The organism is Nocardia sp. NPDC056000, from assembly GCF_042269265.1.
Lineage (GTDB): Bacteria > Actinomycetota > Actinomycetes > Mycobacteriales > Mycobacteriaceae > Nocardia.
The window spans coordinates 372,843-389,383 of the sequence record NZ_JBHJXS010000007.1 but is presented as its reverse complement, the minus strand read 5'-3'; the positions used below and the strand labels follow the sequence as shown (position 1 = coordinate 389,383).

At 66.4% G+C, this 16,541-nt stretch carries 11 protein-coding genes; 10 read left to right on the top strand and 1 reads right to left on the bottom strand.

What is annotated here, in order from left to right:
• Nucleotides 1-25: 25 nt before the first annotated feature.
• The 7 genes from ACFC4D_RS22835 to ACFC4D_RS22805 all read left to right on the top strand — a co-directional run bounded on the left by ACFC4D_RS22835 (nucleotide 26) and on the right by ACFC4D_RS22805 (nucleotide 8,257).
• On the top strand, nucleotides 26-1,123 hold the full coding sequence (locus ACFC4D_RS22835; RefSeq protein ID WP_376066301.1) for an SDR family oxidoreductase: 1,098 nt from the start codon (nucleotides 26-28) through the stop codon (nucleotides 1,121-1,123).
• A 3-nt stretch (nucleotides 1,124-1,126) separates the two neighbouring features.
• On the top strand, nucleotides 1,127-1,594 hold the full coding sequence (locus tag ACFC4D_RS22830) for an SRPBCC family protein (protein WP_376066298.1): 468 nt from the start codon (nucleotides 1,127-1,129) through the stop codon (nucleotides 1,592-1,594).
• Nucleotides 1,595-1,673: 79 nt separating this feature from the next.
• Nucleotides 1,674-4,157 (top strand): ABC transporter permease, encoded by a 2,484-nt coding sequence (locus ACFC4D_RS22825; protein ID WP_376066295.1) that lies wholly within the window; start codon nucleotides 1,674-1,676, stop codon nucleotides 4,155-4,157.
• A 25-nt stretch (nucleotides 4,158-4,182) separates the two neighbouring features.
• Nucleotides 4,183-4,857, top strand: coding sequence for an ABC transporter ATP-binding protein (locus ACFC4D_RS22820; RefSeq protein ID WP_376066293.1), 675 nt, complete (start codon nucleotides 4,183-4,185; stop codon nucleotides 4,855-4,857).
• Between the two features lie 70 nt (nucleotides 4,858-4,927).
• On the top strand, nucleotides 4,928-6,691 hold the full coding sequence (locus ACFC4D_RS22815) for an FAD-dependent monooxygenase (RefSeq protein ID WP_376066292.1): 1,764 nt from the start codon (nucleotides 4,928-4,930) through the stop codon (nucleotides 6,689-6,691).
• Nucleotides 6,692-6,714: 23 nt separating this feature from the next.
• Nucleotides 6,715-7,560, top strand: a complete 846-nt coding sequence (locus ACFC4D_RS22810) for a hypothetical protein (RefSeq protein ID WP_376066289.1) — start codon at nucleotides 6,715-6,717, stop codon at nucleotides 7,558-7,560.
• On the top strand, nucleotides 7,532-8,257 hold the full coding sequence (locus tag ACFC4D_RS22805) for a thioesterase II family protein (RefSeq protein ID WP_376066286.1): 726 nt from the start codon (nucleotides 7,532-7,534) through the stop codon (nucleotides 8,255-8,257). Before ACFC4D_RS22810 ends, ACFC4D_RS22805 begins: the two co-directional genes overlap by 29 nt.
• A 14-nt stretch (nucleotides 8,258-8,271) precedes the next feature.
• Here the strand turns inward: ACFC4D_RS22805 and ACFC4D_RS22800 are convergent, their stop codons facing one another.
• Nucleotides 8,272-10,071, bottom strand: a complete 1,800-nt coding sequence (locus ACFC4D_RS22800) for a LuxR C-terminal-related transcriptional regulator (protein ID WP_376066284.1) — start codon at nucleotides 10,069-10,071, stop codon at nucleotides 8,272-8,274.
• Between the two features lie 605 nt (nucleotides 10,072-10,676).
• Here ACFC4D_RS22800 and ACFC4D_RS22795 point away from each other — a divergent pair.
• From ACFC4D_RS22795 to ACFC4D_RS22785, 3 genes are read left to right on the top strand one after another with little or no spacing between them, the layout of a single operon-like run.
• Complete coding sequence (locus ACFC4D_RS22795; protein ID WP_376066283.1) at nucleotides 10,677-11,558, top strand: menaquinone biosynthetic enzyme MqnA/MqnD family protein; 882 nt, start codon at nucleotides 10,677-10,679, stop codon at nucleotides 11,556-11,558.
• A complete protein-coding gene (locus ACFC4D_RS22790) occupies nucleotides 11,555-14,689 on the top strand; it encodes a beta-ketoacyl synthase N-terminal-like domain-containing protein (protein WP_376066280.1) in 3,135 nt (1,044 codons plus the stop codon). Before ACFC4D_RS22795 ends, ACFC4D_RS22790 begins: the two co-directional genes overlap by 4 nt.
• Nucleotides 14,690-15,922 carry an FAD-dependent oxidoreductase gene (locus tag ACFC4D_RS22785; protein WP_376066277.1) on the top strand — a complete coding sequence of 411 codons (1,233 nt, stop codon included), beginning with the start codon at nucleotides 14,690-14,692 and terminating at the stop codon, nucleotides 15,920-15,922. It abuts the gene before it with no gap.
• The last annotated feature ends 619 nt before the right edge of the window (nucleotides 15,923-16,541 follow it).

Genomic DNA, 16,541 nt, shown 5'->3' with positions numbered 1-16,541 from the left:
TACCCCAACTGATGAGGACCCGACAATGACGAACGTAGTGACAGGCGCTACCGGCTTTCTCGGCCTGCGGCTGGTCAAGGAACTGCTGGAACGCGGCGGCGAGGTCACGGTGCTGGCCCGCCCGAACGCACGGCCCGCGATGGTCCGGATCGCGGAATTCCTCCGCCATTCCGGCTATGACGACGACCGACTGACCGCGACCCTGGCGCGGGTTCGCACCGTCGACATCGAGCTGCGTGAATCGCGACTCGGCCTGTCCGAGGAGCGATTTCGGCGGCTCGCCGATCTGGCGGAGGTGATCTGGCATTGCGGGGCGAACATCGCGTTCAGCGACGACCCGGACATTATCCGGACCAACGTGACCGGCGCGCGCAGCATGACCGCACTCGCGGAACTCGGTGCGCGCCAACCGCTTCTGTGCCATGTGAGCACCATCGCGGTGGTCGGTGACCAACAGCACGGCATGGTCCTGGAGCAGGAAGTGGTGGACACGCCGCGCTTCCAGACCGTGTACGAGCAGTCCAAATTCGAGGCCGAACGCGTGGTGTGCACGTGGGCCAAGGAGCACGAGCGCCCAACAGTGATTTTCCGCCCCAGCGGGCTGATCTCGCGCGGTCCGGTGTACCCGCGCTGCCCGGAGCATCCGCTGCAGATGGCGGTCCGCATCGGCAAATCGATTCTGGAAATGTTCAGTGCTTTCATCGGCGAGCGAGGCGGCATGCTGCCGTTGCCGCTGGTGACCGATGATGGGCGGGCGAATCTGATCCCGGTCGAGCACGCCGCCTACGCCATGGTGGAGGCGATCAAGCGCCGCCCGCCGACCGGGTTGCATTTCTATCATCTGGTGAATCAGGATGACGTTCCGCTGGCCATGCTGTCGGAGGTGCTCGGCGACGTGTTCGGAATCAAGTTCGGGCCCAGCGGTGTCGGCTCGTTCTCGTCTCAGGAATTCGCTGCCGCCCACGATTTCGGTGTCTACGACGAGCTACTCAGCCGATACGTCGGATGGGCCACGATGACACGCAATTACGAGGTTTCCGGCTTGGCCGACCTGGACCTGCTGTGCCCGGACGAACTGAAGGTGGATCGTCAGTATCTGCTGGCAAGTGTGCGGGGAGCTTGAGTCGTGGCCACCATCGAGCAGACATGTGAATTGGCGGTTCCGGTCGATTTCGCCTTCGAGTTCGTCAACGACTATCGGAATGTGCCCGAGTGGGCCGTGGGGATTTCCCGGTTCCAACCGGTAGGCGCGCCCGAATACGGGGTCGGCGCGGTGTTCGATGTCGCGGTCTCCTTCGGGCCGCTGATCCGCACCTTGGAATTGGTCTGCGTGGAGTGGGTTCGGAACGAACTGATCCGGGTCACCGGCGTTACGGAACCGGAGTTGTGTCTCGGCCTGCGGTTCGCCGCCGTCGGTGCCGCCGATTCGACTTTGCTGATCGAGACCGGGCATCCACGGTTGCGCGGTACGGACCGCGCCGTCGGCAAACTGATGGCGCCGCTCGTCCAGACAGCGCTCGGCGTCGTCGATACGCGGTTACGTCGTTGCGTCGCAGAACAATACGCCGAACACCGCACCGCCGAGTGCGACTGATCGGTACGATCATGATGGTCTCGCTGCCGACCGATACCGGTTGCCGCCGCGGGCCATCCGAAACAAAGGGTGGACTGGCATGGCGGGCGCCGGCATCAGCAGATTCCGTTTGATCAGCCTTCGGGAGCTGGTTACGCAATGGGGCCGGGTGGCCGCCTGTCTGGCGGTGGTGGCGGTGTCGGCGGCACTGGTGGTGGCGGTGCTCGCCACCTACAGCTCCATCACCGACTCGGTCGACCGGCTCTCGAAAAGCATTGCGGGAAAAGCTGATCTGATCGTCACCGGATATACCGACTCCGGGTTCGAAGTGGCCGCGTCCGGAGACATCGCGAAGACGCCCGGCGTGGCCGCTGCCGCGCCGGTGTTGCAGCAGCAGGTCAATGCCGAAGGCAAATCGCTGATGCTGCTCGGATTCGACGCGAGCATCCTTGCCCTGCAGACGGATTTGCAGGCTGCGGTAGGCCCGCTACTGAATACGAACAACGGTGTAGCAGTCGGTCATCGCGCCGGATTCGCTGTGGGTGACCATATTTCGCTCGGTGGAGAAACCGCGACGGTGGCGACGGTGCTTTCCGCAGACGCGGGCGGGCAACTCAATGGCGGCCGATTCATCGCCGCCCCATTGGGTTTCGCGCAAAAGCTGACCGCGCAGCCCGGCCGGGTGAGCATGGTGCTCGTCGCCGCACGTCCCGGCACCGACCTCGGGCGGCTGCGCACGGACCTGGTGGCGGTGGTGGGCCAGCGTGCGGTTGTCTCCGGGCCGGATCTGCGCACCGCGCAGGCGGAGAACGCGGTCGCGATCAGCCGCAGCTCCACCTTGCTCGTCGCCACGATCGGACTCGTGGTCGCCGGATTCCTGGTCTTCAACTCGATGAATATGATGGTGGCCCAACGCAGATCGCGAATCGCGGTCATGCGGGCGGTCGGCGCGGGCCGCCGACAGCTCACCGCGGATCTGATCCTCGAGGCGGTGTTGATCGGGGGGATCGGCGCACTGATCGGCAGCCCGATCGGGTATCTGGCCGGGCGCTGGGCCATCGGTCAGGTGCCGCCGATTCTGGTGCAGTCGCTGACCGCCGAACTCACGCTGTCGGTACCGTGGGCGATTTTCCCGATCGTGTTTCTCGCGTGTGTGCTGGCTTGTGTCGCTGCGGCCGCGCATGCCGCGGTCGACGTCTACCGGGTGTCGCCGTTGGAGGCGTTGCAGACCGCGACCATCACCATCTCGCGCAGTCTGAGCCGACGGACCGCGCTGTTGCTCGGATCGGTCGCTATCGCCTGCTTGGCAGGTGCTTTCGTGATGGCCGGCCTGCTGCACGGTCCGCTCGCTTTCGCCGCGGCGGCGATCTTCATGGTCGGGGGCATCCTCTTCGGCATCGCCTCGATGGGGCCGACGACACGGCTGGCTGCTCGGATCGCCGAGAGCATGGGGCGGCCGGGTTTGCTTGCGGCAGCGGCGATTCGGCGGGCCCCGGGCCGGGCGTGGGCGGCGGCGGTGACCACCTCGATCGCGGTCGCCGTCGCGATCGGTATCCACGGCTCCCTGACCGATACCACCGCGGCCGCCGTAGCGGCCAGCGAGGGTCTGCGCGACGCCGAGGTGATAGTCGCAAACACCCCGAGCGAGGCCGTACCTTCTGTCGGCCCGCTGCCCGCCGACTGGCGCACGCGGGTGCAGGCGGTGCCGGGCGTGGCCGCGGTCGGCGAAGGGCAGTGGGCCTATGTCACCGTGGGGGAGTTGCGGGTCGCCGTCGAAGGTGTCTCACCGTCCACGGGAAGCGCTACCGCACATAGTCTTTCGCCCGACCAACGTCGGCAACTCGACCGCGGGGAAGGGATCGCGGTGTCCCGACAGCTGGCCGAGCGGCTCGGCTACAGCGTCGGTGCCGAGATCACCCTCGGCACGCCCACCGGTCCGCACCCGGCGCGGATCATCGGCACCGTCGATGTGTTGTCCCTGGACGCGGGCACCATCGCCATGAGTCTGTCTGATATGCAGTCCTGGTTCGCGCGCCCCGGCGCCACCTATCTGGCGCTCACCCCGGCACCCGGTATCGACCCCGCGTCCCTTCGCGATACGGTCGCGGCGGCGCTACCGAAGTCCGCCTATGTCTTCACCGGCGAGCAGGCCTACCGCGACGCCGTCGGAAACATCGAGCAGGCAGGCGTTCTCACGGTCGCGCTGCAGTGGATCATCGCGGCGGTCGTGGTCGCGGCACTGACCAACATCTTCACGCTGGCGGTCCTGCAACGGCGGCGCGAACTGGGCGTGCTGCGTGCCATCGGCTCCTCCCGCAAGCTCACGACCGGGATGGTATTGGCCGAAGCGGCGGCGATCGGACTGGTCGGTGCGGCGTGGGGCACGGTGTTCGGCCTCGGCGTGCACTACCTCGCCGGCGTGATCAGCGACCAGGCGATCGGCATCACCGTCGGATTCCGGCCCGCCGCAGTGGTAGTCGGCTACACGCTGTGTGGCGGTATCCTCGCCTGCTTCCTCGGGGCGTTGCTGCCCGCGCTGCGCGCGGCGCGAACCAACATCATCGCCGCCGTGTCTTTCGAATGATTCCACGCGACGAATAGGACGACCGATGATAAAACTACGCGACGTGGTCCGGGAATACCGGCTGGGTGGCGAACTGGTACGGGCGCTGGACGGCGTGAGCCTTGATCTGGATCTCGGCGAATTCACCGCGGTAGTAGGGCCTTCCGGAGCGGGGAAGAGCACCCTGCTGCACATAGTCGGGGCATTGGACGCGCCCACTTCGGGTTCGGTCGAATTCGACGGCGCGGAGATTGCCGGACTCACCGAGGACCAACGCTCCCGATTCCGTTTGCGCAGTGTGGGCTTCATCTTCCAGTTCTTCAACCTGCTGCCGACCATGTCGGCGTGGGAGAACGTCGCACTGCCCCGGGTGCTCGACGGATCCCCGATCGGCCGGGTGCGAAAGGACGCGCTGGCACTGCTGGATCTGGTCGGCATCGGCGATCGGGCCGAGCACCGCCCCACCGAACTCTCGGGCGGGCAGATGCAGCGTGTCGCGATCGCCCGGGCTCTCATGCTCGACGCGCCGCTCATCCTGGCCGACGAGCCCACCGGAAATCTGGATTCCAAATCGGGACAATTGATTCTGGAATTGCTGACGAGTCTGGCGCACGATACCGACCGGCCGCGCATGGTCGTCATGGTGACCCACGACAAGGACGCCGCGGCCACGGCCGACCGCACCATCGAAATGGTGGACGGCAAGGTGCGAACGCCCTAGGGGTAGCTAGGGGTACCCGCCCCGGACGTTGGTCGCGAGAATTGGCGTCATCGTCGAAAAGGGAAACAAGATGACCGCGATCGAAGTGACTGCGCTCGTTGTCGGTGGCGGCGGATGTGGTTTGTCCGCCTCGATATTTCTTTCCGGATCGGGTGTCGACCATCTGTTGATCGAACGCCGGGAAAATACCTCCGCACTGCCCAAAGCGCATTATCTGAGCCAGCGTTCGATGGAAGTGTTTCGCCAATACGGTGCGGCGGAACCGATCATCGCCGCGGGCGCGCCTTTGGAGAAATTCGGGAAAGTCTGTTGGCAAACCTCACTTTCCGGGCGCGGCCCCTTCGATGGCCGCCTCATTCACGAGATGGACGCGTTCGGCGCCGGTGCGCTGTCGGAGCGGTACGCCGAGGCGAGTCCGGTCGCCGCGACGAATCTGCCGCAGATCCGGTTGGAGCCGATCCTGCGGGAGCTGGCTGAACAGCGCAACCCGGGTCGGGTCCGGTACTCCCATGAATTGCTCGGCTGGCTGGAAACCGACGCCGGAATCGAAGCCGAGGTTCGTGATCTCGGCACCGGCGCCACGGTGCGGGTGCACGCGAAATATCTGATCGCCGCCGACGGCGGGCGTACGGTGGGGCGCCGTCTGCGTATTCACCTCGACGGACTCAAACACATTCAGACGATGACGACGGTGCACTTCTCCGCGGACCTTTCGGAGTGGCAACACGATGGCGCGTTGCTGACGTATTTCATCAGCCCGGACAATCCGGAGCACACCGGATCGGTATTGGTGCAGATGGGACCGACCTGGGGAAGATTCTCCGAAGAGTGGGGCCTGCACACCATTTCGACTCCGATCGAACCGGATTCGCTGGACGAATCCGACGCGATCCAGCGGATCCGTGCCGTACTCGGGATCGCGGACCTGGAGTTGCGAGTGCACAAGGTCAGTCACTGGGAGCTGGACGCGGTGATCGCCTATCGATTCCGGGCAGGGCGGGTACTGCTGGCAGGTGACGCGGCGCACCGCATGCCCCCCGCCGCCGGACTCGGCCTCAACACCGCCATCCAGGACGCACACAACCTGGCGTGGAAGATCGCGGCGATCCAAGCCGGCAGTGCTGGTCCCGGTCTGCTGGACAGCTACGAACCCGAACGCCAGCCGGTGGCGCGTCGAAATCTCGACTGGGCACTGGGCATCCTGACCAACTCGCAGGCGGTCTTCGACGCGGCCATCGGCATCGGACCTCGGGTGCCACGGATCGCGCGCCCGGCCTTCTTCCGCAACTATTTCGCCCACAACGGATACGGGGCGAGCGCGCGGGCCCGCGCGGCGGAAATCCTGGACACCTGCCGATCCGATTGCCAGGCAATCGATCTGGAGCTGGGTGTTGCCTACGCGGACGGAGCCCTGGTCGCGGACGACAGCCCGGCGCCACCCACGGCACCTATGGGGGACCACTACGCGCCGACCACTCGGCCCGGCCACCGGCTCCCACACGCCTGGTTGCAGCACTCCGGAAAGCGTTGCTCCACTTTGGATCTCGTTCGTCCCGGCGAATTCTGCCTGATCGCAGGACCGGATGCGGAGCCGTGGACCGCGGCTGCGCAGCGGCTTGCCGCCGAGCTGGCGATTCCGTTGCGGACCGTAGCCGTCGGACCGGAGACCGAATGGTGCGACGTGGATGGAACGTGGACCTCGATCCGTGAAATCGCCGATGACGGAGCGATATTGGTCCGCCCGGATCAACACGTGTGCTGGCGCGCACGGGCTGCGCACCCGGACCCCGCCGCCGAACTACGGCATGTGCTGGCCGCGTTGCTGGGTCGCTGACAAACTATGAAAAGGAGCGTCGAATGACCATCTCCCGAACGCGCGGGCGCCGATGGCGAACAACCCTCGTCGTCGCGGCAGGTGCCGCGTTGACCGCGATGCAGTCCGGCACCGGCACGGCGGGGCCGGCGGACCCGGCACCCGTGCCCTGCTCGGATCAAGCACGCGCGAGTTCACTGGAACGGGATCGTGACCTGTTGCTCGCACGGCTGGGACCGCTTCGTACCCTGCGGAATCCAGCCGAGATGATGTCGCTGGTCGCCGCAGGATGGGCGGTGCCCTCGCACGGCATGGTGACCTACTCCGGAATGGGCATGACGATGGCCGATCCGATCTTGTCGGCGGAGATCGTCGGTACCTCGATCGCGGGCGTGACCTCGGGTCTGCCCGCACCCCAGACGGTTTTCGCGGGTCGCCCGCTCGTGCTGTTCTATCGCTCGCTGGCGCAAAGCGGCGATCTCGCAGATCCCTATGTACCGCATTTTCCGTACGAACTCGCCGGATGGGCGCATCTGGCGAAGTACACGCCCGGTGTCCTGCCTGCCTCGGACATGTGTCTGGACGCCCGCGATTGGGCGGTGCACGAGCGTGGCGTGCACGTGCTGCCCTCGTTCGAAATGCGGATGGACCCGCCGACCGAATCGGCGCGCGGGCAGGATCCCGGTGCGCTCGAGTCGCTCATACCCATCCCGTTCGGCATTCCGCATCCGCGCATGTGGGATGCCCACATCTGGCTCGATCCCGCAGGTGGCACACCGGTCACCAGCCTGATGGACGACGTAGCGCCGATCGACGGTGCCGCGGCGACGGATTCGTTCTACTACCCCGAAGGGTTCGGCGATGCTCCACTTTCCGGCCACCCGCACTGACGCACCCGTACTGATCTGCTTCCCGCATGCCGGCGGCTCTGCCGGATTCTTCCGGCCGCTGGCGGCCGCGCTGGAGGGTGAGGTCGAGGTGGTTGCTGTGCAGCCGCCCGGTCGCCAGGATCGGCATGCGGAACCACCTCTGCAATCGATCGCGGAGCTGGTGGACGAGGTACTTCCCACCTTGCGGCGCTGGACATCTCGGCCCGTGGCACTGTTCGGGCACAGCATGGGCGCGGTCGTCGGATTCGAGGTCGCGCGACGACTGGAACAGGAGGGCACGCCGGTCCGGCGTCTGCTGGCCTCGGCCCGCCGCGCCCCATCCCGGCACCGCATCGAGGTGCTGCACCAGCAGTCCGACGCGGTGCTCCTGGCGGAACTGCGGCAGCTGGGCGGCCCGCACAGTGAGATATTGGACGACCAGGAGCAGGCGCGTGCGCTGCTGCCGGTGATTCGCAGCGACTACCGGGCGATCGAAACCTACCGTTGCGGTGCCGATGTGATGCTCGACTGTCCGATCAGTGTATTCGCCGGCAATCAGGACCCGAGAGTCGGCGTCGACGACCTCGAAGCATGGCGTGGGCACACTCGATCAGGTTGCGACATAAGGACTTTCGACGGTGGTCATTTCTATCTCGCCGAACGGGTCCGACCGGTGGCGCGGGTGCTGCGCGCCACCGTCGCCGCGCTCGCCCGGTGAGGTGATCGGGGAATTCACCCCGTGATCTCCGCCGAACGCGGTTCCATGCTGCCCGTCGGCCGCAACAGGAATTGCAGCTCCGCCCGCCGCCGGACCCGCAACTTGCGGTACACCTGGGTGAGGTGCTGCTCCACGGTGCTCGTGGTGATCCGGAGCTCATCCGCGATGTCCCGGTTGCGCCGGCCCAGCGCCGCCAGGTCCGCGACCCGCCGCTCGGCCGGGCTGAGATCGCGAGGCTCGGCCGGGGTATCGCTCTCGGCGGAGGGTCGTTCGGCCTCGGCGACGCCGTGGGCGGTTACCGCGGTGGCTTCTCGCAACAGCCGGGTCGCGGTGCGCAGCAAGGACTTTCCCTGCGCGCCGCGCCCGTCGTCCTGATATGCCGCGCCGAGCGCCGCGAGCGTGGTCGCCAGTTCGTATTTGTCGTCGTGCCGACGGGCCACCTTCGCGGCCATGGTCAGCAGTCGCACCCTGGATTCGGGCTCTGCGGCCAACGCCAATAGTCGCAGCGAAACACCGGTGGTCCGGTGTGTTTCCACAGCTCCGTCGAGCTGGCGCAGGTGAGCCGCGGCGTGTTCGTGGGCGCGGTCGGGCCGACCCATCGCCAGGTACACCTGGGCCAGGTCGTTGCGCCACGGCACCAGGTGCGGTAGGTCGAGTCGCCAGCGGCGCATCAACTCGCCGCAGCGCTGGAAATCGAGCAGCGCTTCCCGATACTGCTCGGTCGCCAGATAGTGGTGGCCGCGGGCGTGCAGATAGTGCAGGCCGAATCGGGACTGGAACAGCTCGTAGGGCACCTGCCGTTCCAACTGTTTGCGCGCTTCCTGGTGCGCTCCGGCGGCCGTGAGGCCCATGATCAGGCACGCCAGCGGGCGGCCGATCCGGGTACCGAGATGGCGGGCGGGCACGTAATTCAGTGCGGCCAAGCCCATCTGGACCGCGTTGGACATATCGCCCTTGCGTAGGAACACCTCCGCGCGTAGGCCCGCGAACAGCGCCTGCCAGGTGGGTGCGCTGCGCGCGCTCGCCTCGGCCAGCAACGTGTCACACCATGCCGCGGCGTCGTTGAGCCGATCCAGATAGATCAGCCCCTCGACCGCGACCACGAGTGCGGCCACCGTGGTGGTGCCCAGCCGATGGCCGCTCAGCACACGTTGCGCGGCAAGCACCGCTGATTCGGTGCCGCCGCCCGGCAGCAGACCCGCGAGGACCGATGTGGCCAGCAGGTACGGCGAGGCGTTGGAGGCGGGGGGTGCGTGCGTGAGGTCCACGACTCCGAGCCCGTCGAGTACCTCCGGATGGGTGAATGTCATCCATTTCCAGATGAATTGGACCTGCGGCACGATCGGCCCATTGGCCTGATCGCTGCGCCGGGCCAAGGCGATCGATAGTTGGCGGGCCTCGGCTTCGCACCCGTGCCAGGCCAGGTAATTGATCAGTTGCGGGAGGTAGCCCACGGGTAGTCGATCACTGCGGGCAACGGTCAGCAGGCGGGTGAAACTGCGGGTTGTAGTGGACGGGTTGAACCGCCATTCGGTGGACACCAGCGCGGCGGCGATGGTGGTGCGGTCGGTGGTGTTCGCGCAGGCGCGATATGCCAGTTCGAGAAATTCGACCGCCACGTGCGGCTCGTCGTGGACCAAGGCATCGTCACCGGCCACTCGCAGAATCGTCACTGCGCCGGGAAAGCGCGCGTAACCGGCTTTCACGAGATGGCGGCCAACCGCGCGGGATTCGGCACCCCGACTGTGCAGCAATTCGGCGATCCGATGGTGCAACCAGGCGATCAGCTCCGGTGCGGTGCGGTTGAGGATCATGCGCCGAACTGCGGGGTTACGGAACCGCAGCCCGCGAAGTACACCGGTACGCTGAAGATGCTCCAGCATAATTTGTACCGACTGGTCTTCTTTTTCTGTAAGTTCGGCGATGAAATCCAGGGTTGCTGGTTCATCCAGGATCGCAAGTGCTTGACATATCCTCAAATGCTCCCGAGGCAAGGTTTGGATCAGTTCTGCAGACGATTTAGCGCCTCGGCCCGGAGTCGTCCTTACGCGGTCGATGGGGTAACGCTCAGATGATAATTTCGACACGCGCCGCCCCTCTGTGGAGAGAATAACCATTGTGTTGCCACTCCGCCGTGAGGTGGCAGAGCGGACAGGCGATGAGGGTCCTGTACCGACGGGAAGGATCGGTGTCAACCGGCCTGCCACCGTCGGTTCGCGGACCGCTACCGACCGGCAGATCGTATCAAGAATGCTGGACAACAGCAGGTTTGGCGGCCTGCCCCCATTTGTGGGGGCAAGCGCCGCGGCGGCTCGGCGACCGCCGAGTCGCCTTCCGGTTCTCGGGGTTCGCGTAGCTAGGGGTCGGATAGGGGTTCCCCTCAATGGCCGTTTGCGGCACCTTTTTCAACGGAGGAACCATGGCCGAGAAACCATTGTCAGAAACAGCGGTTAAGCAATTTCGTCCGCGTGTCGGGCACATTGAATACCTGAATTGCACACCACTACTGTGGGGGTTGGCTCGCAACGGCAGCCTGCTCGATATGGAGTTGATAAAGGGCACCCCGGATGTGCTCGCTACAGCAATTATCGAGGGTCGCATCGACGTCGGCCCGGTCAGTCTGATCGAATTTCTACAGCATCGTGACGAGCTCGTCGCGCTCCCCGATATCGCGATCGGCAGCGATGGTCCGGTGATGTCCTGCATCATCGTCAGCCGACTGCCGCTGGATCAACTCGATGGTGCCCGGGTTGCGCTCGGCTCACAGAGCCGTACCTCGATCCGGCTCGCGAGACTGCTGCTCGAACAACTGGTGGGCGTCGAAGCCGACTATTTCTGGTGCGCTCCCGACTTGGACGCGATGCTCGCGGTGGCCCCCGCCGCAGTGCTGATCGGCGATGCGGCACTGCACGCGGCCACCTATGAGACCGAGCGGCTCGGCATCACCGTGCACGACCTCGGTCAGATGTGGCGGGAATGGACCGGCCACCCATTCGTCTTCGCGGTGATGGCCGCGCGCAGAGACTTCGCCGATGCCCATCCCGCCGCGGTGGCCGAGGTGCACGAGGCTCTGATAGACGCACGCGACCTGGCCTTGCGCGAGATCGAGGAGCTCAGCCACCGGATCGCCCGGTGGTGTCAGTTCGACGCCAGTGTCCTGCACCGCTATTACACCGAGGCGCTCAGCTACGACCTGGGTGCGCGCCAGCAGGCGGGCATCGACGCCTTCGCCGACCACGTGGGGCTCGCCGCACAGTCGGATGTCGACCCTGTTGTCCGAAGTCTCCGGAGGACACCGTGACTGATGTGAATCCGGTCCGACGAGTCCTGGCCTTGGCCGGATACGCCGGTGACCGCCCCGCCGTCACCGACGATGCCGAGTCGGTCGACTATCGCAGCCTGATTGATCGCGCCGCGGGCCTGGCCCAGGTGCTCGCGGGCGGTGGTGTGCACAGCGGTGTGCGCGTCGCCTATCTCGGTTCCAACGGGGGCGCCTTCGTCACCGCATATCTGGCCTGCGCCTGGCTCGGCGCGGTCTTCGTGCCGCTCAATGCACGCCTGTCCGCCGGGGAATTGGGCTACGTACTCGAGCACAGCGCGCCACACACCCTGGTGATCGAACCCGATCGCGGCATGCAGGCGCGGGCCGCGATCACCGACCTCCGGCCGCGTCCTGCGGTGCTGGATATCGGTGCGGCCCCGCCTATTCGGGCCGAAGACCAGCTCCCCGGCCCGGTCCGGCTGACCGAGGACCAGCTCGCGATGCTGGCCTATACCTCCGGTACCACCGGTAAGCCGAAAGGTGTGATGATCACCCATGGTGCGCTGTGGTGGAACTGCGCCAATCTGGATCTGCTGATACCGACCACCGCCGAGGACACCACCCTCGTGGTGACCCCGCTCTTTCATACCGCCACCTTCGGCTGCTTCGTGCTGCGCAGTCTGCTGCGCGGTGGCACCTGCCTCATCCACGCGAACTTCGAGCCCGAGCAGATGTTGTCCGAACTCGTCTATGGGCGGATCTCCACGGTTTTCGCGGTACCCGCGATGTTTCAGGCCGTCGCGGCGTTGCCTGAGTTCGACAGCGCGGACCTCTCGGCGGTCCGGCTCGCGGTCACCGCCGGCGCTCCGGCGCACCCGGTCCTCATCGACCGATACCGTCTGCGCGGCCTGCCGATCCGGCAGGCCTACGGGCTCACCGAAACCCTGTTCGCCACCTGCGTGCCGCTGGCCGACGCCACCCAGGCGAGCGGCTCTGTCGGTGTTCCGTTGCCGTTCACGCGGCTGCGCTTGGTAGATCCGAAAAACGGCGCGGTACTACGGCGGCCTGGTGCACGCGGCGAAGTCTGTGTACAGGGTCCGACCGTCACGCCGGGATACTGGCGCGATCACGCCGCTACCGAATCGGCCCTCGACAATGACGGCTGGTTCCGGACCGGCGACGTCGGATATCTCGACGACGACAGTTACGTCCACCTGGTCGACCGATTGAAGGACATGATCCTGGTCGGCGGGGAAAACGTGTACTCGGCGGAGGTGGAACGGGTAGTTGCCCGTCACCCGGGTGTGCTCGAAGCGGCCATTGTCGGGATACCGGACGCGATCGAGGGCGAACGAGTAGTCGCCGTGCTGCGCTGCGACGCCGGCCCGCGCCCCGGACTGAGCCAGGTACGCCGATTCTGCGAGGGCGAGCTCGCCACCCACAAACTGCCGACCCGCGTCGTGCACATCCCCGAGTTGCCGCGCACTGTCACCGGCAAAGTCGACAAGGTCGCACTGCGGGTGGCATTGACCAGCGGGGACCTCGCTGCACCTGCCGAGCCCGGCCCGGCCAGGCCGACCGTCGGCGCCCGGCGCTCCGCGGCCGAGGTCATCACCGAACTGGCTGCGCGACTGCTCAGTTGCTCCCCGACCGAGATCTCCCCGGACGTTCCTTTCGCGGAGCTGGGCCTTGGTTCCTTGGCGGCGGTCGAGCTGAGTCGGCTTCTCAACGAAGCCCTCGGAGTGCACCTGCCCCGAACCGCGCTGTATGAGTTCTCGACCGTCGCCCGCCTGGCCGAACATTTGGACAGTCCAGCCGCTGTCGAGTCGGCGGCACCACGTCGGTCGGCGCGGTCCGGCATGGCGCCCACCGAGCCGATCGCTATCGTGGGGATCGGTTGCCGCTACCCCGGTGGCATCGATTCGCCGGAGCGGTTCTGGCAGGTGCTGACCGAGGGCCGGGACGTGATCACCGCATTCCCCGAGAATCGGGGCTGGGACCGAAATGTCTACCACCCCGACCCGGATCATCTAGGCACCGCATATGTCCGGTCCGGCGGATTCCTGGACACCGCAACGAGTTTCGATGCTCACTTCTTCGGTATTTCACCGCACGAAGCGCTGGTGATGGATCCGCAACACCGGGTATTGCTCGAAACAGCATGGGAAGCAATCGAACACGGCGGAATCGACCCGACCACGCTGCGCGGCTCGGAGACCGGCGTCTTCGTGGGGTTGATGCACCAGGATCATTCCGTCGCCGATTTCGAGCTACCACACGGCGTCCATACCTATTTGTCCACCGGGCGCGCTGCGGGGGTGGCCAGCGGCCGGATCGCCTACACGCTGGGCTTGCACGGGCCCGCGCTCACTGTGGACACCGCGTGCTCCTCGTCGCTGGTCTCGATCCATCTTGCCGCGGAATCCCTGCGCCGAGGCGAGTGTGCCTTGGCGCTGGCGGGCGGGGTGACCGTGCTGAAGACACCGACGGTATTCATCGAGTTCTCCCGGCAGCGCGGTCTGGCCCCGGACGGCCGCTGCAAGCCGTTTGCCGCGGCGGCGGACGGCACCGCGTTCGCGGAGGGCGCGGGAATGATAGTGCTGGAACGCCTTTCGGATGCGCGGCGGTCCGGCCACCGGGTTCTCGCCGTGATTCGAGGTTCGGCGATCAACTCCGACGGCGCCTCCAACGGTCTCGCCGCACCCAGCAGCAGCGCCCAACAGCGGGTCATTCACAGGGCGCTGGAGAATGCCGGACTCAGCGGGGTGGACGTCGATGTGGTCGAAGCACATGGCACGGGCACATCGCTGGGCGATCCGATCGAAGCGCAGGCGCTGCTGGCGACCTACGGCCGCGTTCGGCCGGTGGGACGGCCGTTGCTGCTCGGCTCGGTCAAATCCAATATCGGGCACACCCAGGCGGCGGCCGGAGTCGCGGGGGCCATCAAACTTGTGCAGGCGCTGCGCCACGCCTTGGTGCCCGCCACGCTGCACGCTGAACCGGCGTCCGCGCATCTGGACTGGTCGGCGGGCACTATTCAGTTGGCCACCCGGCCGATGGCCTGGCCGAGCACCGGCCGACCGCGGCGGGCGGCGGTGTCGTCGTTCGGTATCAGCGGCACCAATGCCCATATCGTGCTCGAACAGAGTCCCGGAAGGGATGTCGAGTAGATGGGCGAACGCTATGACGTCGTTGTCGCGGGTGGCGGATCGGCGGGTGTCGCGGCGGCGATTGGAGCGGCCCGGATCGGTGCTCGCACCCTGCTCATCGAGCGCGGCCCCTGTCTTGGCGGTGCGGCGACCCTGCGCAACGTGCTGACCTATTGCGGCATATTCACCCGCGCGGACCCACCGCAGCAGGTCGCGTTCGGTGTGGCCGACGAGGTGTTGCACGGCCTGCGGGCACTGGACGCGGTCACCCAGGCGACCCGCTTCACCTCGGTCACAGTGGTTTTCGATCCCGAAGCCGTCAAGATCGTGCTCGATGACCTGTGCTCGCGGGCCGGTGTGGAAGTGCGGCTGCACAGTCAGTTGATGGCGGCACAGCGTGACGGCGCAACTCTGACCTCGGCCGCGGTGGCCGATCACCAGGGCGTGCACACCGTTGCGGGGGCCGCGTTCGTCGACGCGACCGGCGAGGCTGATCTTGCTCAATTCGGTTCGGCGCGAGTGCGTTACGGCAACGAAGGCCGGGTGCAGAACGGCACGCTCGGTGTCCGGTTCGGCGGTGTGGACCCGGACGCCGACCTCACCCGTGACGCTGTCACCGCCGCGCTCGGTGCGGCCTGCGGCCTTGTTGCCCGGCTGCCGGTCTCCGGCGATGTGGTCGCCTATCTGATCGACGAGGCTTACGATGCGCGCGATGCGCGCGATACCTCGCGGGCGCAGGCCCGGGCCCAAGCGCGGGCGTGGTCCTACCTGGCGGCGGTGCGCCAGGTGCGGGGGTGGGCAGGTGCGCACATCATCAGCACCGGTCCGGAACTGGGCACCAGGGAGTCCCGGCATGTCGTCGGCCGACGTCAGCTCACCGGTCAGGAAGTGCTGCGTAGCAAGCGATTCCCCGATGTCATCGGACTCGGCGCCTGGCCGGTCGAGTATCACACCACACCCGGCGCGAGCGCCGAATGGCATTTCATCGATGGCGACGGGCACTACGACATCCCACTGCGCGCCCTGCGCAGCGCCGACACCGTCAACCTGTTGAGCGCCGGGCGGACGGTGGACGGCGACCGGATGGCGGGTGCGTCGTTGCGCGTGATGGGGACCGCGTTCGTGACCGGACAGGCCGCGGGCGTGGCGGCCGGGATGATCGCCGCCGGTTCCGACGGGTGCGCGACCGCCGTCCAACGAGAACTGTTGCGGCAGGGCGCTTTCCTGCGCTCTGACTTTGCGGGTTCCCCTTAGGTCCAATTGTTCAAAAGGGCAGTACACCCTATGGCCGGCTGTGGTGCGCGAGCATGGCGATGAGCGCACCGGTCGGTGCCGAAACCTTCGCTGGACAGCCCTCAGAGGGCCTCCGCCGTGGACTTCAGGCACTGAGCTCATGTCCGGAATCGCTGACGTGGGAATGGGTTTCGGGCTTCGTCGAGCCTCTCAGTGATGCCGGATGACGGGTCGGAGAGAGCGCCGACCTCTTGCGTGAGATCGGTGATCGTTGTTGGCGAGTCGGTACCGCGCTGGTTGAACTCACCGAATTCACCTCGGCCGCTGACGATGTCATGGTCGAACCGCGCTCATCGACGCGCAGGCCGTGGACCGGCTGGATACTTTGTCCGCGGCGCTCGGCCTCCGCGTCGAATTGTGGCGTAGCGGCTGACGCCGCGCGGTGTATGTCAGAGACTCCCGGGGTGACGCCACGCATCGGTCGCACGGCGGGCAGTCCCCAGAAGGCCAGCGCTGAGCAGCGGAAGATATACAAGCCGAGCGCCATACGACCGCAGGCAGCGTGTGCCCACGCTGACCACAACATGCATTGCCATCGTGTATTCCTTTGTTGCCCTTGGATAGCCGATCTTCGCTAGGT